Source organism: Nonomuraea sp. NPDC048916 (assembly GCF_040649575.1).
Lineage (GTDB): Bacteria > Actinomycetota > Actinomycetes > Streptosporangiales > Streptosporangiaceae > Nonomuraea.
The window spans coordinates 60,478-85,688 of record NZ_JBEZFS010000042.1 but is presented as its reverse complement, the minus strand read 5'-3'; the positions used below and the strand labels follow the sequence as shown (position 1 = coordinate 85,688).

At 71.9% G+C, this 25,211-nt stretch carries 27 protein-coding genes and 1 tRNA gene; 14 read left to right on the top strand and 14 right to left on the bottom strand.

Annotation, left to right across the window (positions count from 1 at the left end; genetic code table 11):
* The 3 genes from AB0C16_RS33630 to AB0C16_RS33620 form a co-directional block, all read right to left on the bottom strand.
* Positions 1-179, bottom strand: a 179-nt coding sequence (locus AB0C16_RS33630) for a heavy metal-associated domain-containing protein (RefSeq protein ID WP_357688991.1), incomplete at its 3' end; no start/stop codon positions are given.
* A gap of 21 nt (positions 180-200) precedes the next feature.
* Positions 201-1,154, bottom strand: coding sequence for a hypothetical protein (locus tag AB0C16_RS33625; RefSeq protein ID WP_357688989.1), 954 nt, complete (start codon positions 1,152-1,154; stop codon positions 201-203).
* Positions 1,151-1,363 carry a heavy metal-associated domain-containing protein gene (locus tag AB0C16_RS33620; RefSeq protein ID WP_357688987.1) on the bottom strand — a complete coding sequence of 71 codons (213 nt, stop codon included), beginning with the start codon at positions 1,361-1,363 and terminating at the stop codon, positions 1,151-1,153. The genes AB0C16_RS33625 and AB0C16_RS33620 overlap by 4 nt, the downstream gene beginning before the upstream one ends.
* Before the next feature lie 330 nt (positions 1,364-1,693).
* Between AB0C16_RS33620 and AB0C16_RS33615 the strand changes: the two genes are divergently transcribed.
* Complete coding sequence (locus AB0C16_RS33615; protein ID WP_357688985.1) at positions 1,694-3,253, top strand: MFS transporter; 1,560 nt, start codon at positions 1,694-1,696, stop codon at positions 3,251-3,253.
* Between the two features lie 223 nt (positions 3,254-3,476).
* Positions 3,477-3,779 (top strand): hypothetical protein, encoded by a 303-nt coding sequence (locus AB0C16_RS33610; protein ID WP_357688983.1) that lies wholly within the window; start codon positions 3,477-3,479, stop codon positions 3,777-3,779.
* Positions 3,780-3,861: 82 nt separating this feature from the next.
* On the opposite strand, the gene AB0C16_RS33605 is transcribed toward AB0C16_RS33610, so the two are convergent.
* Genes AB0C16_RS33605 through AB0C16_RS33595 form a run of 3 tightly spaced genes read right to left on the bottom strand, consistent with a single transcriptional unit; the run spans position 3,862 to position 7,340 of the window.
* The gene (locus AB0C16_RS33605) at positions 3,862-4,065 is read right to left on the bottom strand and encodes a hypothetical protein (RefSeq protein ID WP_357688981.1); all 204 of its coding nucleotides are present in this window, start codon (positions 4,063-4,065) and stop codon (positions 3,862-3,864) included.
* Between the two features lie 56 nt (positions 4,066-4,121).
* Complete coding sequence (locus tag AB0C16_RS33600) at positions 4,122-6,614, bottom strand: PEP/pyruvate-binding domain-containing protein (RefSeq protein WP_357688979.1); 2,493 nt, start codon at positions 6,612-6,614, stop codon at positions 4,122-4,124.
* Positions 6,615-6,626: 12 nt separating this feature from the next.
* The gene (locus AB0C16_RS33595) at positions 6,627-7,340 is read right to left on the bottom strand and encodes a helix-turn-helix domain-containing protein (RefSeq protein WP_357688977.1); all 714 of its coding nucleotides are present in this window, start codon (positions 7,338-7,340) and stop codon (positions 6,627-6,629) included.
* A 153-nt stretch (positions 7,341-7,493) separates the two neighbouring features.
* Between AB0C16_RS33595 and AB0C16_RS33590 the strand changes: the two genes are divergently transcribed.
* The 3 genes from AB0C16_RS33590 (at position 7,494) to AB0C16_RS33580 (ending at position 8,465) form a co-directional block, all read left to right on the top strand.
* Entirely contained in the window at positions 7,494-8,039 is a 546-nt protein-coding gene (locus AB0C16_RS33590) for a hypothetical protein (protein WP_357688975.1), read from the top strand.
* Between the two features lie 50 nt (positions 8,040-8,089).
* Complete coding sequence (locus AB0C16_RS33585) at positions 8,090-8,314, top strand: hypothetical protein (RefSeq protein ID WP_357688973.1); 225 nt, start codon at positions 8,090-8,092, stop codon at positions 8,312-8,314.
* 67 nt (positions 8,315-8,381) lie between these two features.
* The gene (locus tag AB0C16_RS33580) at positions 8,382-8,465 is read left to right on the top strand and encodes a DUF6766 family protein (RefSeq protein ID WP_357688995.1); all 84 of its coding nucleotides are present in this window, start codon (positions 8,382-8,384) and stop codon (positions 8,463-8,465) included.
* Here the strand turns inward: AB0C16_RS33580 and AB0C16_RS33575 are convergent.
* Positions 8,438-9,235 carry a pyridoxal-phosphate dependent enzyme gene (locus tag AB0C16_RS33575; RefSeq protein WP_357688971.1) on the bottom strand — a complete coding sequence of 266 codons (798 nt, stop codon included), beginning with the start codon at positions 9,233-9,235 and terminating at the stop codon, positions 8,438-8,440. The two genes, AB0C16_RS33580 and AB0C16_RS33575, sit on opposite strands and share 28 nt — an antisense overlap.
* Positions 9,236-9,279: 44 nt before the next feature.
* Between AB0C16_RS33575 and galK the strand changes: the two genes are divergently transcribed.
* Positions 9,280-10,392 (top strand): galactokinase, encoded by a 1,113-nt coding sequence (gene galK, locus AB0C16_RS33570; RefSeq protein ID WP_357688969.1) that lies wholly within the window; start codon positions 9,280-9,282, stop codon positions 10,390-10,392.
* A gap of 10 nt (positions 10,393-10,402) precedes the next feature.
* On the opposite strand, the gene AB0C16_RS33565 is transcribed toward galK, so the two are convergent.
* The 3 genes from AB0C16_RS33565 to AB0C16_RS33555 form a co-directional block, all read right to left on the bottom strand.
* Positions 10,403-11,176 carry an enoyl-CoA hydratase-related protein gene (locus tag AB0C16_RS33565; RefSeq protein WP_357688967.1) on the bottom strand — a complete coding sequence of 258 codons (774 nt, stop codon included), beginning with the start codon at positions 11,174-11,176 and terminating at the stop codon, positions 10,403-10,405.
* Positions 11,177-11,219: 43 nt separating this feature from the next.
* Complete coding sequence (locus AB0C16_RS33560) at positions 11,220-12,356, bottom strand: nitric oxide synthase oxygenase (protein WP_357688965.1); 1,137 nt, start codon at positions 12,354-12,356, stop codon at positions 11,220-11,222.
* Positions 12,357-12,689: 333 nt separating this feature from the next.
* Positions 12,690-12,761: transfer RNA gene (locus AB0C16_RS33555), tRNA-Asn, on the bottom strand.
* Positions 12,762-12,885: 124 nt separating this feature from the next.
* On the opposite strand from AB0C16_RS33555, the gene AB0C16_RS33550 reads away from it, so the two are divergent.
* Complete coding sequence (locus tag AB0C16_RS33550) at positions 12,886-13,215, top strand: YtxH domain-containing protein (protein WP_357688963.1); 330 nt, start codon at positions 12,886-12,888, stop codon at positions 13,213-13,215.
* Between the two features lie 85 nt (positions 13,216-13,300).
* Here AB0C16_RS33550 and AB0C16_RS33545 read toward each other — a convergent pair whose 3' ends face one another.
* The 3 genes from AB0C16_RS33545 to AB0C16_RS33535 are packed head-to-tail and all read right to left on the bottom strand — an operon-like array spanning position 13,301 to position 15,236.
* Entirely contained in the window at positions 13,301-13,774 is a 474-nt protein-coding gene (locus AB0C16_RS33545) for a hypothetical protein (RefSeq protein WP_357688961.1), read from the bottom strand.
* Positions 13,771-15,045, bottom strand: coding sequence for a hypothetical protein (locus tag AB0C16_RS33540; protein WP_357688959.1), 1,275 nt, complete (start codon positions 15,043-15,045; stop codon positions 13,771-13,773). Before AB0C16_RS33540 ends, AB0C16_RS33545 begins: the two co-directional genes overlap by 4 nt.
* 32 nt (positions 15,046-15,077) lie before the next feature.
* Positions 15,078-15,236: a hypothetical protein gene (locus AB0C16_RS33535; protein ID WP_357688957.1), complete on the bottom strand. Its 159-nt coding sequence runs from the start codon at positions 15,234-15,236 to the stop codon at positions 15,078-15,080.
* A gap of 177 nt (positions 15,237-15,413) precedes the next feature.
* Here AB0C16_RS33535 and AB0C16_RS33530 point away from each other — a divergent pair, with 177 nt between their 5' ends.
* Genes AB0C16_RS33530 through AB0C16_RS33500 form a run of 7 tightly spaced genes read left to right on the top strand, consistent with a single transcriptional unit; the run spans position 15,414 to position 23,752 of the window.
* Entirely contained in the window at positions 15,414-16,583 is a 1,170-nt protein-coding gene (locus tag AB0C16_RS33530; protein WP_357688955.1) for a hypothetical protein, read from the top strand.
* Complete coding sequence (locus AB0C16_RS33525) at positions 16,580-18,694, top strand: tetratricopeptide repeat protein (protein ID WP_357688953.1); 2,115 nt, start codon at positions 16,580-16,582, stop codon at positions 18,692-18,694. The genes AB0C16_RS33530 and AB0C16_RS33525 overlap by 4 nt, the downstream gene beginning before the upstream one ends.
* Positions 18,685-19,578 carry a protein phosphatase 2C domain-containing protein gene (locus AB0C16_RS33520; protein ID WP_357688951.1) on the top strand — a complete coding sequence of 298 codons (894 nt, stop codon included), beginning with the start codon at positions 18,685-18,687 and terminating at the stop codon, positions 19,576-19,578. Before AB0C16_RS33525 ends, AB0C16_RS33520 begins: the two co-directional genes overlap by 10 nt.
* The gene (locus AB0C16_RS33515) at positions 19,571-20,866 is read left to right on the top strand and encodes a VWA domain-containing protein (protein WP_357688949.1); all 1,296 of its coding nucleotides are present in this window, start codon (positions 19,571-19,573) and stop codon (positions 20,864-20,866) included. The genes AB0C16_RS33520 and AB0C16_RS33515 overlap by 8 nt, the downstream gene beginning before the upstream one ends.
* Positions 20,866-21,525, top strand: coding sequence for an FHA domain-containing protein (locus tag AB0C16_RS33510; protein WP_357688947.1), 660 nt, complete (start codon positions 20,866-20,868; stop codon positions 21,523-21,525). Before AB0C16_RS33515 ends, AB0C16_RS33510 begins: the two co-directional genes overlap by 1 nt.
* On the top strand, positions 21,522-22,883 hold the full coding sequence (locus tag AB0C16_RS33505; protein ID WP_357688945.1) for a hypothetical protein: 1,362 nt from the start codon (positions 21,522-21,524) through the stop codon (positions 22,881-22,883). Before AB0C16_RS33510 ends, AB0C16_RS33505 begins: the two co-directional genes overlap by 4 nt.
* Positions 22,880-23,752: a transporter substrate-binding domain-containing protein gene (locus tag AB0C16_RS33500; protein ID WP_357688943.1), complete on the top strand. Its 873-nt coding sequence runs from the start codon at positions 22,880-22,882 to the stop codon at positions 23,750-23,752. Before AB0C16_RS33505 ends, AB0C16_RS33500 begins: the two co-directional genes overlap by 4 nt.
* Here the strand turns inward: AB0C16_RS33500 and rpoD are convergent.
* Entirely contained in the window at positions 23,658-24,761 is a 1,104-nt protein-coding gene (gene rpoD / locus AB0C16_RS33495) for an RNA polymerase sigma factor RpoD (protein ID WP_357688941.1), read from the bottom strand. The two genes, AB0C16_RS33500 and rpoD, sit on opposite strands and share 95 nt — an antisense overlap.
* Positions 24,762-25,211: the final 450 nt, after the last annotated feature.

The window sequence follows — 25,211 nt, the reverse complement described above, 5'->3', positions numbered from 1 at the left end:
CCCGGGTCGACACCGTCGGCGAAGGTGACCTTGGCCTTCTCCGTCGCGTAGTTGACCGTCGCGGTCACCCCGTCGAGCTTGTTGAGCTTGCGCTCGATCCGGTTGGCGCAGGAGGCACAGGTCATCCCGCCGATCGAGAGCTCGACCACGCCCTGGTGGTCGTCGGTGAGTGAGGACATCATCCTTCTCCTTTCTCTCGCTCAGTGCCCGTGGCCGTCGTTGCCGCTGGGCGTCGTCTCGGGGGCCGGCGCCATCGCCCGGCCGGTGCCGAGGGTGAAATCGGCCGTCCGGACCTCCCCCCCGTGCTGGAAGTCCAGGAACAGGCGGTAGTCGCCGTCGCTGGGCACCTCGGCGTAGAAGACGATCTCGGGTCCGGCCTTCGTCGTGCCGTCGCCCGGCTCGCCGTCCGGGTGGACGTGCAGGTAGGCCAGGTCTCTGGCGCGCAGGGCCACCAGATGGCCGTAGGCGCCGAGGTAGGGCTGCAGGTCGGTGACCGGCTCGCCGTCCTTGCTCACCTTCAGGGTGAGCCTGCTCGACTGCCCGGGGGTCAGCTCGCCGTCGAGCGTGACGGTGTAGCCGTCGACGTTCGCCGTACGGCTGGGCTTCGGCAGCGCCTTCGGCTCGTACTCCCCCGCCACCAGGAGGTCGGTGCCCAGTGTCAGCCCGCTCCCCCCGGCCGGGGCGAAGTCGGCGAACGCCCGGTACGCCCCGGGGCCGGGCAGCGTGAGCTTGACCGACCAGGTGCCGCCGCCCGCCTCGGCGGGGTGCAGGTGCTGGAAGGTGTCCAGGTCACGGGATACGACGATGAAATGGAGCTTCTTGTCGTGCTGCACCTGGTAGTCGGTGATCGGCCGGCCGTCGGGGCCGGTCACGGCGAAGCGGAAGTCTGTGGGCTCGCCGGTCCTGATCGTCGCGGTGAGCGGGGTGAGAGTGTAGCCCTTCTCGGACACTTGGAGCCCTCCGGGGGTATCGCTCGCCTTCTGCGGGGAGGCGGCCTGTTCATGGCCCGTGTCGTGCGTGGGCGTCGCCATGGCGGCGTGGTCCTCCGCCGGCGGCGCCTCGACCGGCCGGACCACCGTGCCCACGCCCAGGGCCCCGCCGAAGACCACGGCCAGCCCCAGGACATAGGAGCCGATCTTGACACCGGTGTTCATGACCGGCCCGCCACTTCATAGCCGGCCCGCTCGACGGCGGCCACGATCCGCGCCGGGTCGACGGCGCCGTCGCCGTCCACGGTCAGCGAGCCGGTGGCCAGGTCGACCTCGACGTTCGTGACGCCGGGCACCTCGTTCACCTCTTCCTTGACCGAGCCGACGCAGTGGCCGCAGGTCATGCCCTTCACGGTGTAGGTGGCTGTGCTCATGTCGATCTCTCCTCCATCGGGTCGGGAATGCGGCCAGGCGTACTTCGAGCGGCGAGGGGCGGATGAGCGCGCGGCCGCCGGGGTCGTCCCCGGCCGGCTCGGCCCACCTCCCGCCACGATCGCCGCCATCACCCGAACACTATACCCCCCCATGGTATTCCTGGCGTAGGCCGGCACGCCCCGACGCGACCCGGGCTCGATGGGGACCGCCGATCACGGCATCGGGCACCGCACGCGATCCGGCCTTTCCGCCTCACACCCGACCAGGGTATGGTGTGCGCTCTTCGCTATACCCATCCCCCGTATGGTTCAACGGATAGGGGCTTCCCCATGTCATCCACGGACATCGACACCGGTCACCGTGCCGGCCTCAAGGAGTGGCTCGGGCTGGCGGTGCTGGCCCTGCCCGCCATGCTCCTGTTCATGATGCTCACCATCTTGTTCCTGGCCATCCCCCAGCTGGCCGCGGACCTGGAGCCGAGCAACGCGCAAACACTGTGGATCATCGACATCTACGGTTTCCTGATGGCCGGGCTCCTGGTCACCATGGGCACCCTGGGCGACCGGGTCGGCCATCGGCGGCTGCTGATGGCCGGCGCGGCCGCCTTCGCCGTCGTCTCGTTGATCGCCGCCAACACCTCCGACCCCGGGCTGATGATCCTCTGGCGTGCCGTGCTGGGCATCGCGGCGGCCACCCAGATGCCCGCCACCCTGGGCCTGATCTTCGCCATGTTCACCGACCCGCGACAGCGCGGCATCGCCGTCGGGGTCTGGGCGGGCGGCATCTCCGTCGGCACCGGCCTCGGCCCCGTGCTCGGCGGGGCACTGCTGGAGGCCTTCTCCTGGCGCGCGGGCTTCCTGATCGCGGTGCCGGTCATGGTGGTGGTGCTGATCGGCGCCCTGCTGCTGCTGCCCGAGAACCGCAACCCGGCGGCGGGCCGCCTCGACCTGTTCAGCGTGGCGCTGTCGCTGGCCACCCTGCTGCCCATCGTCTACGGCGTGAAGGAGCTGGCCAAGGATGTGGCGCCGACGTTGCCGCTGGCGAGCATCGCGGCCGGGGTGGCGTTCGGCGCGTGGTTCGTCATCCGCCAGTTGCGTCTGCCGGAACCGTTGCTGGACGTGCGGCTGTTCGCCAACCGCACGATCAGCGGCGCGCTGGGCGTCTTCCTCCTCGCCGCGACGGCGCTCGGGGGCGTGTACCTGCTGTTCACGCAGCACCTGCAGCTCGTCGAGGGGCTCTCACCGCTGCGGGCGGGGTTGTGGGTCCTGCCGGCGGCGGCCCTGCTGGTGCTCGTCTCCACGCTCTCGCCGATCCTGGTACGCCGCGTCCGACCGGGATACCTGATCGCGGCCGGGCTGGCCGTACAGGTGATCGGTTATCTGATGCTCACCCAGGTCGGCAGCACGGGCGGGCTGCCGCTGCTGGTCGCGGGCTTCATGGTGCTCTATCCCGCCGTCGCGCCGTCCATGGCGCTGACCACCGACCTGGTCGTGGGCTCGGTGCCGCCGCGGAAGGCGGGCGCGGCCTCGGGATTGGCCACGACCTGCAGCGACCTGGGCATCTCGCTCGGCATCGCGATCATCGGCAGCATCGGCGCGGCCGTCTACCGCGCCCAGGTCGGCGGCGCGCTGCCGGCCGGCCTGCCGCCCGAGGCCGCCGCGGCCGCCCGTGACAGCCTCGGCGGCGCGGTGTCGGCGGCGCGAGAGCTGCCGGCCGAGCTGGGCGCCGCGGTGCTCGGCCCGGCTCGCGAGGCCTTCACCAGCGGGCTCAACGTGGCCGCTGTCACGTCCGCGGTGATCGCCGCCGGCGCGGCGATCCTGGCGGTGGTCAGACTCCGCCACGTACCCCCGACCGGCCGTCCGGCCGAGGCCGGGCAGCCGACGGGCTGATCACCCGTGAGGGTGAGCCTCCCTCTCTCTCATCGAAGAGAGCAGGTCAACAGGCAACAAAGCTTCTGACCCTCCCAGCCCCTTCTGTCTGATTTGGGGTATTCCACGACGTGGTAACCCATTCGGCCGCGACCCAGCACGGGCGCGGCCGTCAACACGGGAGGAAATAATGAGAAATGAGGGACAGCTAAGTCCCGAGATGCAGCGATGCATCGACGCGTGCATGGAAAGTCACCGATCCTGCGAGCAGACGATGAGCTACTGCCTGCAGCAGGGTGGCAAGCACGTCGACATGGCGATGATGGGCGCGCTCATGGACTGTTCGGACATGACGCGCATCTGCGCCGACATGATGATGCGCCAGTCGCCGATGGCGATGGACGTCGCCAAGATGTGCGCTCAGGTGGCCACCAGGTGCGCCGAGGCGTGTATGACCATGAGCAGTGACGCGACGATGAAGCGCTGCGCCGAGAAGTGCAAGGCCTGCGCCGACGCGTGCAAGGCCATGGCGGCCATGCCCGCCTGAGAGCCCGCCCAACCGGGGCCCGGCCCGCGCCTTTCACGTCACCGCGAAAGGCACGGGCCGGGCCCCGTGTTGATCTCGGGCGTCAAGACCATCGGCGGCGGCGCGGACGGGCGGCGAACGGCTCCCCGGGCTCGGCGATGAGGTCCGGCCCGTTCGTCGCCGGGGAGGGGCTCTCCTGGAGCGCGCGGAGTTCGTCGTCGGTGGCGCCCCCGTCGAGGGCCTGCTTGGCGCGCCTGAAGAGGGCGCACCTGGCCTCGAGCTCGCGCAGGTCGCACTGTTCGATCATGGCGGTCATCGTGTGTCACGGCCGCGGGCGGAGGCTCCCGACTTGGCGGAGACTTTTCACGTCAGCAACTCCACCGTGCCCCGCTCGCCGTCCACCCGGACACGGTCGCCGTCGCGCAGGCGCGCCGTGGCGTTGCCGGTGCCCACCACGGCGGGGATGCCCAGCTCCCTGGCCACGATCGAGGCGTGCGACAGCGGCGCGCCCATGTCGGTCACCACGGCCGCCGCCCGGGGGAACATGGGCGTCCAGCCGACGTTCGTCAGCGTCGTCACCAGGATCTCGCCGGGCGCCAGCCGGTCGCCGTCCTCCGGGCCGGACAGCACCCGGGCCACCCCCTCCACGATGCCGGGAGCGCCGGGGAAACCGGTCACGGTGTCGCTGACGGGCACGGCGGCGCCTCGCGCGTCGTAGAGGTCGGTGCGCCTGCCGGGGTCGGCGGCCCAGCGGACCGGGTCGAACCGGCCGACGATCAGCTGCGGGTACGGCGGCAGCGAGGCGTACCTCCGGTAGGTCGCGCGCCGCATCGCGACCTTGGCGAGCGGCTCGGTGGAGCCGCGCAGGACGGCGAGGATCTCGTCCAGGTAGAGGTAGAACAGGTCGTCGCCGTGCCCGGTCAGCTCCCCTGCGCGCACCGTGAACGCCCGGAGCGCCCAGAACGCGCGCACGACCTCCGAGCGGGTCGACTCGCGGTCGCGCACGACCGCGTTCCAGCGCTTGACCCGGGCGCGCATCCTGGCCTCCTTGCCCGGGTAGCGCCGGGCGAAGCGGGCCCAGGCGGCCTCGCGGGCCTCCTGCTGGCGGGCGAGCAGCGCGGCGGTGTCGTCGCGCAGGTCGCGCAGCCCGGCGAGGGCGGCGTCGATCCAGGCGGGGTCCTCTCCCGGGCGCGGGATGGAGACCTCGAACTCGTGCGGCCCCCGGTGCCCGTAGACGCGGGCGAACGTGTCACGGTCGATCTCGCCCCTGGCCAGCCGGTTCAGGCCCATCACGGGGCCGAGGCTGGCCAGCTCGCCGCCCGCGCTGACACCGGTGAGCATGGCCTCGGCGTCGACGTCGCCCATCATCGTGCGCAGCCGGTCGCGGGTGAAGACGAGCGTCGTGCTGCCCTGCCGGCCGGCCGCCTCCAGCATCCGGGAGGCGGTGACGATGTACGGCTCGATCTCGCCCGCCCACAAAGCGGCCAGCTCGGAGGGGGCCGCCGTGGCCGCGATGCGGTCGCGGACGCGCTCGCCGCGCTGCCGGGCGGTGGCCAGGAAGGCGGGCAGCTCCTTCAGGTTGTCGCGGACCCGCCTGCGGATGCGGACGGCCATGGGCAGGACCCGCTTGATGATCCCCCAGCGGGAGACCTCCAGCAGCGGCACGTCCAGGCCGGGCGGCACCTTGCCGAAGATCTGCTCGACCGCGCCGAGCCTGCTCCGCATGCCCAGTGCTCGGGCGACCGAGAACATCACGCTGAGGTTCATGTAGAAACGGCCGCCGATGTTGCCGACCAGGTCGAAATCGGGCAGCGTCGAGGCGGACATCGCCTCCCGGATGAACAGCTGGACGAACGACCAGGTGGCGGGGGTCATCACGTCGGGGATGGCCTCGCCGAGGTTGCCGCCGGTCCACAGGTGGTCACCCTTGAGGCTGTCGTTCCACTCCTCGACCTGCTCGGTGAGGCCGGTGACGGGCCGGGCCTGGAGGACGAAGAACTCGCCGTCGTGTCTGGCCCACTCCACGTCCATCGGCGTGCCGTACAGCTCCTGGACGCGTGAGCCGATCGCGGCGAGCCGCAGGGCCTGCGCCTCGTCGAGCACGGGCGCCTCGCGGAGGTCGCCGGGCACCGGCCGCTCGGCGGTGCCGCCGGGCGTGCGTACGGTCATGACGGTCTTGTCGCCGGTCCGGGCCTCGGTGACGGCGCCGGCGGACACCACGATCGTGTCGGGGGTGACCTGGCCGCCGACGACGGCCTCGCCCAGCCCCCAGGAGGCGTTGATCACGGTCCGGTCGCGGGCGCCGCTGACCGGGTCGGCGGTGAACATGACGCCCGCGGCGTCGGCGTCGACGAGTTCCTGCACCACCACGGCCAGCGCGACGTCGTCGTGGGGCGCGCCGTGCCGCTCGCGGTAGGCGATGGCGCGGGCGTTCCACAGCGAGGCCCAGCAGCGATGGACCGCACCGGGCAGCGCCTCGCCCCTGATGTTGAGGAAGCTGTCCTGCTGCCCGGCGAACGACATGCCGGGCAGGTCCTCGGCGGTGGCCGACGACCGCACGGCCACGGGAACGTCGTCGCCCAGCTCGGCGTGGGCCTCCTGGATCCGGGCGGCGATCGCGGCGGGCATGTCGTGCGCGGCGAACAGCTCGGCGATCCGGCCGGCGTCGCCCCGGGAGGCGGCCTCGACGATCTGGTCGTGGAAGTCCGCGACGTACGCCCGGTAGGCGGCGGTGGTGATGAGGAATCCGCCGGGGACGGGCAGCCCGGCCTTGGCCAGCCTGGCCAGTGAGGCGCCCTTCCCACCCGCTGTGGCGAGGTCGGCGGCGGGATCGTCCAGAGGGAGTAAGGCCCTCACGTGACACGCTCCTTACGAGCCGAGGGAGGTCGCGAGCTTGTGTCGCGCGATCTCCACCATGGTGTCGAGGTAGCCGGCGGTGGCCCGCCCGATGGCGCGCGAGGCGGGGCCGGACGGTGTCGTGCCCGTGCCGAGGGCCAGACCGGCGGTCTCGGCGATCAGCTCGACCAGCCGGTCGTCCGGCGTCCGCATGGCCTCCGGCATGATGTCGCGCGTGTGCAGGAACCCGTAGATGACCGCGCCGAGCACCGCGAACTGCTCCGGCGGTGTGCGGTCGGCGCGGACGGCGCCCAGCTCGCGCAGCTCGCCCAGATACTCCTCGAAGGCGGCGCCCAGGTCGAGCCCGCTCTCGCCGCGCCGCTTCCGCCGGGTCAGCTTGCCGAGCACCTCGGAGTCGCCCAGCAGGACCGCCTGCATCAGCGGCCTGCGCACCAGCTCGGCGGCGAGCTCCCCGACCAGGTCGCGCAGTGTGGCGGGGGCTCGTTCGCGCACCTCTTCGAGCATGTGCGCCCGCTCGCGGCGCAGCAGGGCGGCGAAGAGCTCGTCACGGGTCTTCCAGTGCAGGTAGATGGTGCCCTTGGCGACCCCGGCCCGCCTGGCCACGTCGTCGATCGTCGTCTTGTCGTAGCCCCAGCGCTCGATCAGCTCGGCCGCGGCGTCGAGGATCCGGTGCGCGCGCTCCAGCTGGCGCGCCGGGTCCTGCGGTGGCCGTCCCACCTTGACCATCCCATCTCACCTCAAATATTTGACCAAATGAGACTATGTGGTCATTTAATGCAGCGCAACTCCGATGACCACACGGCCCTGTTCGCTCCTGGCGCGGCGCCCTTTCGGACCTCGGCGCTCCGGCAGCAAACGGAGCGCCGTAGCGTAGTCCCCATGAGCAGAGCGTTCTGGATCGATCAGGAGTTCGACAGGGATCGTGGCGGGCGCTATGCCGTGCACGTGCGCAAAAATCTCGAAGAGTTCGAATGGGGCGACATCGCGCCGGTCAGGTTCGCCTGCGCGGCCTGGCGGCTGGCCACCCCGCCGTCGCTCAACCCCGGCTACGTGCGCTGGGACCGGCGGGTCCTCGACGCGACCTGCCACCGCAACACCTGGGACGGCACCCTCAACGCGCGGGTCAGGCTGGTCTCGCCGCTGCCCGAGGAGCTCACCCGCTCGCGCGCCTGGTGGCGCGACCGCGGCTGGCTGGGCTGGCAGGAGACCTTCGGCCAGTACGTCGAGCCGACGCAGCAGGACCTGGCCAGGATCCCGTTCCTGCGGGCCACGCTGCTGGTCGAGGTGCCGGTGCCGCTCGACGACCTGCCGCCGGAGCCGGAGGGCCCGCACGACAAGGTGGAGGAGTCGGCCGAGCGGGCCCTGCTGGTGCTGGTGCGCGAGCTCAACGCGCTCGTCACGCCGATCCTCGACCAGCTCGACTAGCCGCGTCACGAGCCCAGAATGCCCGGTCCGTGACCGGGCAACTGTGACGCATGAGAGTCGTCCTCGCCGGCGAGACGTGCGCCACGGCGCTCGCCGGTCTGGACCTGGGGCCCGGTGGCCCGGTCACCGCGGTCGAGGTCTGGGGTGACGAGGCCGTGGTGCGGCTGGCCCGCGACACGGTGGTCCTGCACCGGTTCACCGACGGCTGGCGGGTGCGGGCGGCCGGCTGCGCGCCGGAGTTCGACCTGCCCTACGACTGCGGCGTGGAGGACTGATGCGCGTGATGTTCGTGCTGACGCTGGTCCTCATCTTCGCCGGGCTGACGTGGTTCTTCGCGATTAGCTGTCGATCTACCTGCGTCAGCGCGGGTCACCCGAGTCGAAGCCGGTCGGGGCGCCTCACACGGCGACGGGGATCGAGGGCTGACCGGTGACGACGGCGACGATGCGGGTGCCGTCGGGGAAGGCGCCCTGCCGTACGCGGTCGAGCAGGCCGTAGAGCATCTTCGCCACGTACACCCCTTCGACCTGATATTTCGCGATAAATCCGTCCAAGGCGGGTGTTGATCGGGCGTACCCTCCGAAGTGGTAGTCGAGGTCCACCGACCAGTTGCGCCAGACCCGCCCGTACGCCGCGCGCTGCAACCGGGAGACCTCCCCCGCGAGGAACCCTGCCCCCTTCAACACCGCGAACCCGATCGCCCGCTTGCCCGGCGGCAGCCCCGCCGCGATGCCGGCCAGCGTGCCACCGGTGCCCACGGGACAGCAGATCACGTCGTAGTCCTCGGCGATCTCCCCCGGCAGCTCCGCGCAGCCCCGCACGGCCGCCGCGTTGCTGCCGCCCTCGGGCAGGATCGTCACGTCGCCCCACCGCGCGCGCAGGTCGGCCAGCACCTCGGGCGTGTGCTTCAGCCGGTAGGCGGCCCGGTCGAGGTAGGTGAGCGTCATCCCGCAGGCGACGGCGTAGGCGAGCGACGGGTTGAGCGGCAGCCGCTCCTCGCCGCGGATCACCCCGATCGTCTCGAAGCCGTGCCGCCGGCCGGCCGCGGCCACCGCCCTGATGTGGTTGGAGTGGGCGCCGCCGAAGGTGAGCACCCGCGCGTGACCCAGGTTGTACTTGAGCTTGCGCGCCTTGTTGTCGTCGTGCCTCAGCAGCACCCGGACGGAGGTCGTCGCGGGATCCAGCAGTTCCTCCACTCGCGCTAGTCTACGGAAGGTCGATTGTTGAGGAGTGTTCGATTATGCGCGTTGTTGAAGCTTTCCGTTCGGCCTTCGGCGCGGACCCGGCCACCGTCTGGCACGCGCCCGGCCGGGTCAACCTGATCGGCGAGCACACCGACTACAACGACGGCTTCGTCCTGCCGTTCGCGGTGCCCTGGGGCGTCACCGCCGCGGTCAGCCCGCGCGGCGACCGGACGATCCGGCTTCTCTCGCTCCAGTCCTCCCCCGACCCGGTCACGATCGCCGACCCCGGCGACGCCCAGGGCTGGGCCCGCTACGTCGTGGGCGTGTTCGCGATGCTGGGCGACCAGGTGCCGGGCGCCGACATCGCGATCGACGGCGACGTCCCGCAGGGCGCCGGGCTCAGCTCCAGCGCCGCCCTGGAGGTGTCCGTCGCCTCCGCCCTCAACGACCTGCACGCCCTCGGCATGACGCCCATGGAGGTGGCCCTGCTCGGCCGGCGGGCCGAGAACGACTTCGTCGGCATGCCGTGCGGCATCATGGACCAGGCCGCCTCGGCGCTGTGCGAGGAGGGCTGCGCGCTGTTCCTCGACTGCCGCTCGCTCGGCCACCGCAGGGTCCCGCTCGACCTGGCCGCCCACGGCCTGCGCCTGCTCGTCATCGACACGCGGGTGCACCACGAGCACGCGGGCGGCGAGTACTCCAAGCGCCGGGCCGAGTGCGAGTCGGCGGCCCGCAAGCTCGGCGTGGCCGCGCTGCGCGACGTCACCGACCTGGCCGGGGCCCTCGACCGGTTGCAGGGCGCCGAGCGCAGGCGCGTCATGCACGTCGTCACGGAGAACCACCGGGTCGAGGCCCTCATCGGCCTGCTCCGCGCCGGCGCCGTGACGGAGATCGGCGCCCTGCTCAACGCCTCCCACCTGTCACTGCGCGACCAGTACGAGGTGTCGTCGCCCGAGCTGGACGTCGCGGTCGAGGCGTCGCTGCGCGGCGGCGCCCGCGGCGCCCGCATGACCGGCGGCGGCTTCGGCGGCTCCGCCATCGCCCTGGTCGCCGAGGACCGTCTCGAATCCGTCCAGCGGTCCGTCTCGGACGCCTACGCCGCCCGCTCCTGGCAGCCGCCGCGTTTCCTCCCCGCCGTCCCCTCCCCGGGCGCCCGCCGGCTCTCCTGACGAGGGCTCCCTACAGGGGCGGGAAGTCGGGCAGGCGGCGTTCGAGGAAGCTGGTCACGCCCTCGGCGAAGTCGGGGCGGCCGAAGGAGGCGACCATCTCCTCGGTGGCGGTCTTGGCCGACTCGTCGAGGGTGATGTCCCAGTCGTTCCAGACCTGGCGCTTGATGACGGCCATGGAGGCGGGCGAGCTGTGCACCGCGAGCTCCCGCGCGTAGTCCTGGGCCTCGGCCAGCAGCGACTCCCGCGGCACCGCGCGGTTGACCAGCCCGAGCTCGAACGCCTCGGCGCCGGTGAACGTGCGGCCGGACAGCAGGATGTCCATCGCCCGCTGCTGGCCCATGATCCGCGGCAGTATCCAGGACAGCCCGTACTCGGCGACCAGGCCACGGCGCGGGAAGGCCGTCGTCCACTTGGCCTCGGCGGCGGTGAACACCAGGTCGCAGACGAGCGCGTGCACCATGCCGAGCCCGGCGCAGGCCCCGTTGACCGCGGCGATGATCGGCTTGCGGATCGCGGTGGGGAACGTGTTGGGGCGCGGATCGGGCTCCTCGTCGTAGGCGCCGGTCTGGATGTCGTTGAGCATCTGGAAGTCCGCCCCCGAGCAGAAGCCCTTGCCGGCTCCGGTCACCACGACGGCCCGCACCCCGGGATCCTTCTCGGCCTCTTCCAGCAGGTCGAAGTAGCGCCGCCCCATCGCGTCCGTCCAGGCGTTGAGCCGTTCGGGACGGTTGAAGGTCAAGGTGAGCACGCCCTGGTCCACCGAGGAGAGCACGAGTTCGGCCATGCGCTCACAGAACCATGTTCTAGCCCTTGGGCGCAAGGCGCTCTCAGCGGTGGTGGACGTAGGCGGGGGTGAGCACGCGGTTGTCGTAGTAGCGGTGGAAGACGGGCGTGACGCCGCCCGAGATGGGCGGGACGATCCACGACCAGTCGGCCGGGCACACCCGCCCCGCCTTCTCCTCCTTGGCCAGGTGCGTGAGGAAGCGGCCGGACTCGGTGTGATGGTCGGTCATCGTCACCCCGGCCCGCTCGAACGAGTGCAGCACCGCCACGTTCAGCTCCACCAGCGCGTGGTCGCGCCACAGCGACCGCTCGGTCGAGGTGTCGAGGCCGAGCCGTTCGGCCACCACGGGAAGCTGGTGGTAGCGGGTGACGTCCGCCAGGTTGCGGGCGCCGATCTCCGCGCCCATGTACCAGCCGTTGAACGGCGCGCACGGGTAGCAGAGGCCGCCGATCTCCAGGCAGAGGTTGGAGATCGCGGGCACGGCGTGCCAGCGCAGCCCGAGCTCCTCGAACCACCGATACTCCGGATGGACGATGGGCACCTCCAGGACGGCGTCACCGGGCAGGTTGCAGAGCAGCGGCTCGCCGCGGCCGGGCTGGACGACCAGCGGCAGCACGTCGAACCGGCCACCCGGGCCGCGCCAGCCCAACGCGCGCACCCGCTCGGTGAAGTCCACGTAGCGCGGGTCGCCGATGATCTCGCCGGAGCCGGCGCGGTATCCGGCGTAGCGGATGAGCTGCTCGTTGAGCACCCGCGGCCCCGGCAGTCCGGGCGTGTCGGGTGGGAACACGGTGATCGTGGGCCGGATCTTCCCTCCCTCGCCCGTCGCCTCGCGCAGGTGCTCCACGCACTCGATCGCCACCCCTTCGGCGCTGAGGACCTGCCTGCGGTCGCGCACCTTCAGCGACCGCCAGTAGAGCCGCCCGATGCAGCGGTTGCTGTTGCGCCAGGCCACCCGGGCGCCGAACTGCAGTTCCTCGTAGGTGTGCGTGTAGGCGCCGTAGCGGGCGATGTCCCTGGCGACCTCGCGCAGCCGCGGCTGCGGGTCGCCCGCGGAGGGGTTCTCCTCGTGGAAGAGCCTGATGAAGCGCTCCGCCTCACGGACGTCGATCGTCCGCTCGATGATGGTCTGTACGGCGAGGGCATCGAAGGGACGCAGGGACCTGATCCAGGTACGCACGCAGTAACCAGCACTTTTCCGTTAGACGGAGCGCCCCGCCGATTCCGGGTCGGCGACGCCCTCCTGCCGGCGGCGCCCTTTCCACACCGCCCACATGGATGCCCGCGGCTGCCCCGCCCCTAGCGGGCGTGGCTTCCTCATCCTGCCGCGCGATCCGGGGTTTGTCCCGGCAAATGGAAAATCACGTGACCTTCTTGCTACAAAGCGTGACATCACAGCTCGGATCGCCGTACCCGATCGGCGACGGCGATCAGGAGCGGCGGGACGGCCAGCCGGATGACACGCGAAGGCCCCCTTCCCGGAACCCGGGAAGGGGGCCTTCGGCTGCTGTCGCTCCCGCGATAGGACTCGAACCTATAACCTGCCGGTTAACAGCCGGCTGCTCTGCCGTTGAGCTACGCGGGATCGAACATCTGCGCTGTCTGGTAGGTGTTTGAGGCCTCCGCTCGGCGCACGACTACATTAGCGCACTCCGGGAGTGCGTGTCGCATCATCATCGGGGTAGAGCCGGAGACAGCGGAGGTGCGAAATGCGCTATCGAATGACATTCGTTGTCGGGCTGGCTGTCGGTTACGTGCTGGGCAGCCGGGCAGGCCGCGAGCGCTACGAACAGATCAAGCAAACCGCCCAGCGTGTCGCGGACAACCCGAAGGTCCAAGGGGCCGCGGGACTGGTCGGCGCGCAGGTGTCGAAGGCGGCCGAGGTGGCCCGGCACAGGGTGGGTGACACGCTGCAGCATCGGATCCCGTTCCTGGGGGAGAAGGAGCATCGAACGGACGACGGCACGGGATGGCCCGAGAAACAGCCCGAGCAACAGCCCGAGCAGCAGAAGGCCGGCAAGAGCGGCATTCCCTACTGACCGGCACTGACGACCGGACTCACGACCGGCCTCACGACCGGCCTCACGACCGGCCTCACGACCGGCGCGGCATGGGCGTGTGCGATCACACGCCCATGCTGCGCCGCACTCCTTCCAGGGCCTGCTCCGCCTGAGCGCGCAGCCCGGGGTCGTCGGGATCGAGGCCGTCGTCGAAGACGAGGGTCCAGCCGAGCACCTCTCCTCCGGGACGGCGCCGGGCGACCAGCCGCACACCACCGCGCCCGGGCAGCTCGACCCGCTTGTTCACCACGATCGTGGCGTTGACGCGCTCGCGGACGGTCTCGGGCAGCAGCCGCGGCTCGCCGACCCGCTCGTGGCGCCTCTCACCGCCGGTGGTCACGACGCGCAACCCGTCCTCGTCCCAGGACGCCCGGTCGATCGTCTCGTACGGCACGCGGGTGCCGTCGGACAGGAACAGCGCCAGGTTGGTCGCCACCACGTAGCCGCCGTCGGAACCGGCGAACGTCAGCACCCGCTCTCCCGGCTCGGTGGCCAGGGTCTTGCGGACTTCGGACGGCAGGCGGCGCAGGAAACTCATGCCCCAACGGTATCCGCGAGCAGGTCCAGGGTGAGCGCCGCGCTCCAGGAGAAGTCGCGGCACCCGCGGCCGCTGCCGTCGAAGGGGTCGAAGCACTCGCGAAAGCCGGCCTGCCGGACGAGCCGCAGAGTGCCGTTGGTGAGGTGCTCGCGCAGCGGCCCGAGGTCGTGCACGGCGGCCGCCCGGCGCAGCAGCCAGTTGGTGTTCACCCAGGAGGGGCCGCGCCAGTAGCGGGTGCGGTCGAACTGGGTGGCGCGGATCTCGCAGCTGGGCACCGGGTAACCGGTCGCGCCCATGAACCTGGCCGACTCGAGCACCTCGACGACCGCGCTGACGTGTTCGGCCGGCAGCCCGGGGTCGAGCAGCGGGCCGAACCCGCCGACGGTGCAGACCCGGATGAGCCGGTCGGCCCGCAGGTCGCGGGCGTAGAAGCAGCCGTCCCAGAGGCGGTCGAGGAGGCCCCGCCTGATGCGCTCGGCCTGCTCGGCGTGGGGCACGGGGTCGGCGTGGGCGAGTGGCGCCAGCTCGGCCATGGCCTGACAGGAGGCGAGCCAGATCCCGTTGAACATCGGGTCCTCGATGGCGAACGGGTGCTCGTCCCTGAGGTATTCGGCCCGGTATCCGGCGTTGCGGTAGCGCAGGGCCAGCCAGACGTAGCGGTCGTGGTCGCTGTCCGGGTGGCGCTCGTCGAGGTCGACGTTGCGGTAGCCGTACCTGATCTCGGGCAGGGCGGCGAGGGCCTCGTCCCAGGCGGGGCTGTCGTCCATGCCCGACTCCCAGGGATGTACGATCGCGGCCAGTCCGGCGCCGCCCAGGTCGCGGGCGGCGGCGAGGTAGCCGTGCTGCGCGGCCAGCGCGGGGAAGGCCCGCCGGACGAAGTCGGCGTCGCCGGTGTGCCGGTAGATCCACCACAGGGCCAGCCCGTGCAGCGGCGGGGTGGTGAGACCCGAGGTGAGCAGGGCCGGCGCGGCGTCGTGGTCGTGCGAGCGCCAGACGGACGGCCCGGGGAAGTATGCCTCAGGGGTGTGGAAGACGATGTGCGGGACCATCCCGGTGGCCCACTGCCCCCGCAGCAGGTTGAGCAGCTCGGCCCGGGAGCGGTCGGGGCGGTGCCGGGCCAGCCCCATCGCGATGAAGGCGGAGTCCCAGCTCCACTGGTGTGGGTAGAGGCCGGGCGCGGGCACGGTGGCGGTGCCCGTCCAGTTCGCCTCGAGCACGGACAGTGCCTCGCGCCCGAGCGCGGCGTCGTCGACCGCGGGCCGCGCCTCCATCAATCCACTATGCGCCGCGACGCGGGCGGAAGCTATGTCCTGGCGAACCACTTCGTGGCGAGGACGACGACGAGCGCGGCGGCGCTGAGGATGAGCGCCCACTTGAGCAGCGTGAAGACGAAGCCCACAAGGGGGCCGAGGAGGAAGAGCGCGGCGACGATCACCGCTGCGATCATTAGTATGCGTCCCATGTCCATGACGATAAGAGATCGTTTAAGCCGTTTGCAGGCGATACAGGGTTGAATCAGGGACAAGTCAGGGTCCTCCCCACCCCGCCGGAACCAACCCGATACATCTGCCGTTGTCCGGGTTAAGCGGGGTGCCGGGGGGCCCGGTTCACGGGGAGCGTGATGAGTCTGGGACCACCCATGAGCAGGGAGGGCGCCGAACACGCGTTGCGCGCCCGGGCCGACGAGCGTGACCGCATCTCGGGAGACCTGCTCGATCTCGAATCGCACACCACCTATCAGCTCCTCAAGGGCTCGTCCCTGCGTGGCGCCACCCAGCGGCGGTGGGCCGCCGGGCAGGCCGCGCTGTCCACCCTCTGGGTGCTCTACGACGCCTACCGGGGCGTGCTCCGCAACGCGGAGCGGATCAGGGCGACCCGCGAGCGGATGGGCGCCGAGCAACTGGCCGAGCTGACGGCGCTGCTCGCGGGCCCGTCGGTGGTGCTGAAGGCCGCGGCCAAGCCCGTCGAGCAGCGCTCCCTGTTACCCGAGGCGGACGAGCGGCTCACCCTCGACCAGGCCGTGCTGCGAATGGACGCGGCCTTCCAGGAGGCCACCGACGTGCTGGCGGAGATCGACGCCGCCTGGTCCGCCGCACTCCCCCGCCTCGACGCCGCGGCCGGCGAGCTGAGCACGGTGACCGCCCTGCAGAACCAGCTCGGCGAGACGATCGACCTGGGCCAGGCGAAGGGCGACCTGAACCGGATGCGCGCCGCCACGCTGGAGGACCCGCTCGGCTCGCCCCCGCCCGAGCACGAGCTGGACCGGATCACCGCCCTGCTGTCCCGCTGCCGCGCCGACCTGGAGCAGGCCCTCCAGGTCAAGCAGGAGTACGGCAGGCGGCGCGAGGACCTGGCGGCCGCGCTCGACCGGGTGCGGGCCGCGGAGAGCGACGCCCGGCTGGCCCACGGCGCGGTCGTCGTCAAGATCGCCCTGCCGCCGCAGGCCGCCCCGAGGAGCAGGATAGGGGCTCTCACCGACGAGCTCGACGCGCTCGACGTCTCCACCGAGGGCTGGGTGCCGCGAGCCGGTCGGCTGGCCGCGCTGGAGCGGGCGGCGCAGGAGGCGGCCGGGCAGGCGCAGGCCACGGCCAAGGCGCTGTTCGGGCTGGTCGGGCGGCGTGACGAGCTGCGCGGGCGGCTCGGCGCGTGCCAGGCGATGGCCGTGCGCAAGGGCCGGGCCGAGGACCCCGAGACCACCCGGCTGTACGAGCGGGCGCGGTCACTCCTGTGGACCGCCCCCTGCGACCTGACCAAGGCGGCCGAAGCCGTCGACCTCTACCAGCGCGCGATCCACGGAGGTGGACGATGACCAGCTGCCGGCAGCCCGGCTGCACCGGCACCATCGACGAGGGCTTCTGTGACCTGTGCGGTCACGCGGAGAGCGCCGCGGCGCCGCCTCCCGACCCCTCCTCGCCGCACACGCAGCCCGTGAGCCGGCCCATGACGAGCCCGGTGAGCAGCGGGCGGTCACGCGCGGGCGTGCTGGCCGAGCTCGCCGATCTGCCCTCGGTGCCCTACCGCGACCCGAAGAGCGCGGTGATGGCCGACCCCCAGGTGGCCGAGGAGAAGCGGTTCTGCGCCAACCCGGCCTGCGGCCAGCCCGTCGGACGCTCCCGGCAGGGGCGGCCGGGCCTGCCCGACGGGTTCTGCCCGCACTGCCGCACACAGTTCTCCTTCACTCCCAAACTGGGCAAGGACGAGCTGGTCGCCGGCCAGTACCGGGTGCTGGGCTGCCTGGCGCACGGCGGCCTGGGCTGGATCTACCTGGCCGCCGACGAGAACCTGGACGGCCGGTGGGTGGTGCTCAAGGGCCTGCTCAACACCGCCGACGCCGAGGCTCTGGCCGCGGCGGAGGCCGAGCGCAGGTTCCTCACCACGGTCGACCACCCGAACATCGTCAAGATCTTCAACTTCCAGCGCTCGGCCGGGCTCGGCTACATCGTCATGGAGTACGTGGGCGGCCAGTCGCTGCACGAGCTGCGCCGCCAGGGTCCGCTGCCGCTGCGCGAGGTCCTGATGTACGGGCGGGAGATCCTGCGCGCGTTCGGCTACCTGCACGAGCAGGGCCTGGTCTACTGCGACCTCAAGCCCGCCAACGTGATCCGGGTGGGCAAGCGGCTCAAGCTGATCGACCTGGGCGCGGTGCAGCGGCTCGGCTCGCCGCCCGGCACCTCGTGGGCCACGGTCGGCTACCACGCGCCCGAGCTGGACACCCACCCCTCGTCGGTCGCCTCCGACCTCTACACGGTGGCCAGGACGCTCGCGGTGCTGGCCGTGCCGTCGTTCAGCCCCGCCAGGGGCGGCGTGGCCGCCCCGCTGCCGGACGACTGCGGCAACGAGTCGTTCGCGCGGCTGCTCCGCCGGGCCACCGCGGCCGATCCGAACGCCAGGTTCCAGAGCGCGGAGGAGATGGAGGCGCAGCTGGTCGGCGTGCTGCGCGAGGTGAGCGCGATCGCCGACGGCGTGCCGTACCCCGCCCCGTCGCCGCTGTTCGGCCCCGAACGGATCGCGGCGGGGGCGACGCTGTCCGCGGACCGGCGGACCATCTTCGACCCGCTCGACCCGCGCGCGGCGGCGGAGGCCCTGCCGGTGCCGCTCGCCGACCCGGCGGACCCGGCGGCGGGCGCGCTGGCCGGTCTGGTCGGCCACGAGCCGGACGAGCTCGTCGCCCAGGTGACGGCGATGCCCAAGACGCCGGAGACCCTGCTGACCAGGGCCAGGCTGCTCGCCGAACAGGGCTCCGACCAGGCCGCCCAGGCCCTGGACGAGGCCGGGCGGGCGCTGCCGGGCGACTGGCGCGTCACCTGGTATCGCGGCGTGCTGGCGCTGGCCCAGGGCCGGGCCGGGCAGGCGGTGCCGCTGTTCGACGCGTGCATCTCCCTGCTGCCCGGCGAGCTCGCGCCCAAGCTGGCGCTGGGCTTCGCCCTGGAGTGCTCCGGCCAGGACGCGGTCCGCTGGTACGAGAGCGTGTGGCGGACCGACCACGGCCACGTCAGCGCCGCCTTCGGACTGGCCAGGGCCGGGCACGTGGCGGTGCTCGACGAGGTGCCCACCAGTTCGAGCCACCGGGTCGCGGCCCAGCTCGCGCTCGTGGCGTCCGTCGCCAGGCAGGCCCGGCTGGACACGGTCAGGCCCGAGCAGCTGACCGCCGCGGCCGACCGGCTGGACCGCCTGCCCGACCTGGCCCCGCGCCGCCGGGAGTCGATGACCGCCGAAGTGCTGCAGACGGCGCTCGCCTGGCTCGACACCGCGGGCGCCCCGCCCGGGATGAAGGTGGCCGGAGCCGCCTTCACCGAACCCGGCGTCCGCAGACGGCTGGAGGGCATCTTCCGCAAGCTGGCGGTCGCCGCCGACTCCCGCCACGAGCGCCACGCGCTCATCGACCAGGCCAACGCCGTACGCCCCAGGACGTGGATGTGAACTGCCCGGTCTGCGAGGCTCCGGTCCTGGCCGGAGACTCCTTCTGCGAGGCGTGCGGGCACCGCCTCGACGCCCCCGTCTGCGCCGACTGCGGCGCGCCCGCCGTGGACGCCGAGGGCTACTGCGAGCGGTGCGGCCTGCGCCAGCCCACAGGCCGCGACCACGCCGAGATCGAGCTCGGCGGCGGCGCGGCCGGGGTGACCGACAAGGGCCTGCGCCGCGCCCGCAACGAGGACGCGATGGCGCTGCTGTCCACCGGCGAGGCGACCATAGCGGTGGTCTGCGACGGCGTGGGCAGCTCGCCGCGCGCCGACGAGGCCTCGGCCGTGGCCGTGGAGGCGGCCGCCGCCGCCCTGGTCCGCGGCGCCCCGGCCGTGGAGGCGTTCGAGCTGGCCGGGCGGGCGGTGGCCAAGCTGGCGAGCTCCGCGGACCACGCGCCCGCCTGCACGTACGTCTCCGCGGTGGTCGCCGGCGGCGAGATCACGATCGCCTGGGCCGGCGACACCCGCGCCTACTGGCTGCCCGGCGGTGAGCCCACCGCCGACGACACCCGCCCGCTCGGCGGAGCGCCGGCCGCGGGCGGCGGGGCACCGGCCGGCGAGCCGCTGACCGAGGACGACGCCGCGCCGACCGGTGAGATCACCGCCTGGCTCGGCGCCGACGCGGGCGACGTCACCCCGCGCGTGCGGACCCTGGCCCCGCGAAGTCCGGGCCTGTTGCTGGTCTGCAGCGACGGCCTCTGGCGCTACCTCGACGGATACGCCTTCCCCCGGTCCGGCACCCCCCTCGAGATGGCCCGCGAGATGCTGCGCCACGCGCTCGACTCCGGCGGGCAAGACAACGTGACCATCGTCCTGATCCCCTTAGGAGGACCGCATGGGTGACCAGCCCACCTTCACTCTGCATATCGACCAGAACAAGTACCTGTCCACCGACGGCCGCGAGGTGCACGCCATCCTCACCATCGGCTCCACCGGCGCGGTCACCACGACGACGGCCTCCGTCCCCGCCGAGGCCGCCGAAGTGATCATCGTGGACACGTCGGGCTCGATGAGCGGCGGGAAGATCCGCGAGGCCAGACAGGCGGCGGCCACGGCCGTACAGAGCCTGCGGGACGGCGTGTTCTTCGCGGTGGTCGCCGGGACCGACACGGCCAGGGTGATCTACCCGCACGGCCGGCAGATGGCGCGGGCCTCGCGCGCCACCCGGACGGAGGCGCAGAACGCCATCGGGCGGTTGACCGCCAACGGCGGGACGTCCATCGGGCAGTGGCTGCTGCTGGCCGGCGACCTGCTGGCCGCGCATCCCAACGCGATCAGGCACGCCATCATGATGACCGACGGGCAGAACAACGAGCGCGCCGACGTGTTCGCCGCCGCGCTGGCCCGCTGCGAGGGCGCGTTCGTCTGCGACAGCCTCGGCGTGGGCGCCGACTGGGCGCCCGGCGAGCTGCGGAAGGTGGCCGAGGCGCTGCTCGGCACCTTCGACTTCGTCAGGAACCAGGGCGACCTGGCCGACTTCTTCCGCAAGATCACCCAGACGTCGATGAGCAAGACCGTGGCCGAGCTGGCGATGCGGGTGTGGGTGCCGCAGACCGCGACGCTCAAGTTCGTCAAGCAGGTCTCCCCCACGCTGCTCGACCTGACCGGCAAGCGCACCGACGTGAACCCGCTGACCGGCGACTACCCCACCGGCTCCTGGGGCGCCGAGGAACGCGAGTACCACCTGTGCGTCGAGGTGCCGCCCGGCCAGGTCGGCAGCGAGATCCGGGCCGGATGGGTGAAGCTGCTGCGGCCCGACACGCAGGAGGTCCTCGCCAGCGGCAACGTGCTCGCGCAGTGGACCGACGACCTGGCCGCCTCGACCCAGATCAACCGGAAGGTCGCCCACTACACCGGCCAGGCCGAGCTGCACGAGCTGATCCAGGACGGCCTGAGCGCGCGCGCCGCGGGCCAGGTCGACGTCGCGACCGCCCGCCTGGCCAAGGCCAGGCAGCTGGCGACCGAGTCGGGACGCTCCGACACCGCGCGGCTGCTGGACAAGGTCGTCGAGGTCGACCCGCACAGCGGCACCGCCCGGCTGCGCCGCAACGTGGACAAGGCCGACGAGATCGAGCTCGACACCGGCTCCGTCCGCACCAGCCGGCTGCGCAAGGACGGGGAGGGCAGCTGATGGCGACCTGCCCCCAGGGCCACGCGTCGGGCGCCGACGACTACTGCGACACCTGCGGCAGCCAGATGACGGGCGGCCCGGCCCCGGCCGCCGCTGCCCCGGCGGCCACGGCGGCCACGGCGGCCGGAGCTGCTCCCGCGGAGGCGTCCGCCGAGGGCTGCCCGGTCTGCCGGACGCCGCGTGCCGGGCAGTTCTGCGAGGTGTGCGGCCACGACTACAGCGGCAGCGCGCCGGTCCAGGCCGCGGCCACCGGCGCCCGCTGGGAGGCGGTCACCGCGGCCGACCGCGCCTACTACGAGGAGGTCATCGCCCAGGGCGGGCCCGACGCGAGCGCCGTGGCGTTCCCGCCGTACTGCCCCGAACGCTCCTTCGCCCTCACCGGCGAGCAGGTGCGCATCGGGCGGCGCAGCCGGACCCGCGACGGCCGGCCGGAGATCGACCTGACCGGCCCGCCGGAGGATCCGGGCGTCTCCCATCTGCACGCCGTGCTGCTCGCGCAGCGCGACGGCTCGTGGACGCTGGTGGATCCCGGCTCCTCCAACGGCACCCGGGTCAACGGCAAGCAGCTCACGGTCAACGTGCCCGTCCCCGTGGCCGCCGGCGACCGGATCCACGTCGGCGCGTGGACCGTCATCACCATCCGGGAGGGCACACCGTGACCATGGTCCAGATCCGGCCACCGGCCGCGCCGGCCCGGCGCCGCAGCGTGCCCGCCAGGATCCGGGTCATCGCGGGCGTGACGGTGGGCGCGCTCGTGCTGCTCTTCGCCGCGCTGGCCGTCGGCAGCGCGAGCGCGCGTGACGGGCTGCGGGTCATCGGGCGCGACGCCGGCCCCCAGGTCGTCGCCACGGCCGGCCTGTATCTCGGGCTGAGTGACATGGACGCGCAGGTCGCCGACGTGCTGCTGATGGGCAAGGACTACGGGGAGCAGCGGCGGGCCGCGCTCGCCAGGTACGAGCAGCGGCGCTCCGAGGCCAACCAGGCGCTCATGAAGGCGTTCGAGCTGTCCGGCGACAACCCGGCCGAACGGCAGACCGTGCAGTCGGTGCTCGACGGGCTCGGCCGCTACGAGCGGCTGGCCGGGCAGGCGCTGCTGCTCGACAGCCGGGCCGGCCACGCCGCCGGGCCGCCCCCCGCCGAGGTCGTCGAGATCTACCGGCAGGCCACCGACCTGATGCGGCAGGTCCTGCTGCCCCAGGCGTACAACCTGACGCTCGAGAACGGCACGATCGTCCGCGAGACCCACGACGACAAGAACCTGACGGTGCCGGCCGTGCGGGCCGCGGTGGTCGTGGCCGGGCTGCTGGCGCTCGGCTGCCTGCTCTGGCTCCAGGTCTTCCTGGCCCGGAGGTTTCGCCGGGTGTTCGGGCCCGCGCTGCTGGCCGCCACCCTGGTGACCGCCATCGCGCTGGTCACCGGCATGAACGTGCTCGGGCAGAACGTACGCGACCTGCGCACCGCCAAGTCCGACGGGTTCGACTCGATCCTGACGGTGGCCAGGGCGCGGGCCATCAGCAACAGCATGCAGGGCGACCAGAGCCGCTTCCTGCTGGACAAGGTGCGGGCCGACACCTACGAGCACACCTACCTGGACAAGGCGCAGACCGTGTTCTACCTGCCGGCCGGCAACCTGGACACCTACCACGCCGAGGTCAAGACCGGGACCGACGGCTACCTCGGCCTGATGGGCGCGCAACTCGGCGGAGCGGACGGCCGGCGGGCGCTGGAGGCCTACGCGGCGTTCCAGGCCGCCGACACGAGGTTCCGCGAGCTCGCGGTCAGCGGCCGGAACAGCGAGGCCGTCGCGGCCCGGCTGGGACCGGTACGCGACGCGTTCGACGCCTACGACAAGACGCTGCTGGCCATCGCCGAGCGGCACCAGGCCGTGTTCGAGCGGGCCGTGGGCTCCGGCGAGAGCGCGCTCGACAACCTGTGGCGGCTCCTCCCGTTCGCGATCGGCGGCATCGGCCTGCTGGTCCTCGCAGGGGTGTGGCCTCGGCTGAAGGAGTACCGTTGACCCCTTTCCCTCGTAGACGGAAGCGGCTGCCGTTGGTGGCGCTGGCTCTGGCCGCGTTGCTCGCCGGATCCTGTGGCACCGGCGCGCAGGAGTCGGCCCTGGACAAGGACACGGTCGTCATCGGGGTCCGCCCGGACCTGCCCTCGGTCGGCCTGCGCAAGGCGGACGGGACGTTCGAGGGCTTCGACGTGGACGTGGCCCGCTACATCGCCCGCAAGCTCGGCAAGCAGGCCAGATTCGTGCCGGTGCTGGCCGCCGATCGCGAGCGGGTCCTCACCTCCGGCACGGCCGACCTGGTGGTGGCCACCTACACGATCAGCATGGACCGCAAGCAGAAGGTCCTGTTCGCCGGCCCGTACCACATCTCCTACCAGGACATCCTGACGCGGAAGGACGAGACGGGCATCCGCAACGTCCGCGACCTCAAGGGCCGCCGCATCTGCGAGGTGCAGGGATCCAACGCGGCCCAGCGGGTGGTGGAGGAGCGCAAGGTGGCGGCGCAGGTGGTGCCGGTGCGCGACTACGCCGCCTGCCTGGCGGCGCTCAAGGAGGACCGGGTCGACGCCATCACCACCAACGACGTGATCCTGGCCGGCCTGGCCACCCAGGACGGGACCGGGCTGCGGCTGGCCAACGCCCAGTTCAACGAGCAACGCTCGGGCGTGGGCATGCGCAAGGGCGACGTCGAGGGCTGTGAGGCGGTCAACCGGGCGATCACCACGATGTACCAGGACGGGCGGCGGGCCCGGGCCCGCCGCACGTCAGCGCGGAAGCTCAGTCCAGGTAGTCGCGCAGCATCTGCGCCCGCGTCGGGTGGCGGAGCTTGGCCAGCGTCTTCGACTCGATCTGCCGGATGCGCTCCCTGGTGACGCCGAACTCCCTGCCCACCTCCTCCAGCGTGCGGGGATGCCCGTCGGCCAGGCCGAAGCGGAGCTGGATGATGCGCTGCTCGCGCTCCGACAGCGTCGCCAGGATGTCGTCGAGCTGGTCCTGCAGCATGATGAAGGCCGCCGCCTCCATGGGCACGACCGCGTCCGCGTCCTCGATGAAGTCGCCCAGGTCGGAGTCCTCCTCACCGATCGGCGACTGCAGAGACACGGGCTCCTGGGCGATGCGCTGGATCTCCACCACGCGATCGACCGGCAGGTCCATCTCCTTGGCGATCTCCTCGGGCACGGGCTCGCGACCGAGGTCCTGGTGCAGCTGGCGCTGGACTCTGACCAGCTTGTTGATCGTCTCCACCATGTGGACCGGGATGCGAATGGTGCGCGCCTGGTCGGCTATCGCCCGCGTGATCGCCTGCCGGATCCACCACGTGGCGTAGGTGGAGAACTTGTAGCCCTTGGTGTAGTCGAACTTCTCGACCGCGCGGATGAGACCGAGGTTGCCCTCCTGGATGAGGTCCAGGAACAGCATCCCGCGGCCCACGTAGCGCTTGGCGATCGACACCACGAGCCGGAGGTTGGCCTCGATGAGGCGCTGTTTGGCCCGCGTGCCCTGCCAGACGAGCTCCCTGAACTCCGGGAAGGCCAGACGCGAGACCCCGTTGGCCAGTTTGTCCTCGGCGAACAGCCCGGCCTCGATCGACTTGGCGAGCTCCACCTCCTCCTCGGCGGTCAGCAGGGGCACCCGCCCGATCTCCCGCAGGTAGATGCGGACCAGATCGCTGGTTGGCGCCCGCTTGCCTACATCTTCCTCATCGGCGCGGGTGGTCTCCTCGTCGCCCTGGGGCTCGAGGACCTCCACACCGTTCTCGGCGAGCATCCGCACGACGCGTTCCAGCGCGTCGGACGGCAGCTCGGATCGGTCAAGCGCGGCCGCGACGTCATCGACGGTGACGCTTCCGCGCTCCCTTCCCTTCGCGACGAGGTCCGCCACCTGATCTACGGAGGGCGGTCCACTTGGCAGCACCGATGCACCCACGGGACACAGTCTGCAGTATTGGTTCCATAAAATGGCAGACCCATTTTTGTCACCGAAGGTAAGGCATCGGCCCTTACCAAATTGAGATCCATTAAAGGTTTAGCCGAAGTTTGATCCGGAAAGTAAAGTCAATTACGCGATCTGGAATGGACGCGTCCGGCCCCGCGCACGGCCGGACGCACCTCGCGGCCTGCCCGAATGCCCGCCCATCAGGGCTTTTGTCCGTCCCTCGCGGCCCCTGCGCCGAGCGCGAGGCGGCGTCGAGAAAGATTTCCCGGCACAACCACCCAGTTATGCCACTTCGGCCTCGCGCCACCGGTTCCGCCGCGAGCGGCCCTTCAGTCGCCTTCTGTACGGCCCGCGCTTCCCCACATAGTTGATCCTTACTCGCGGGCCGGTCGAGCG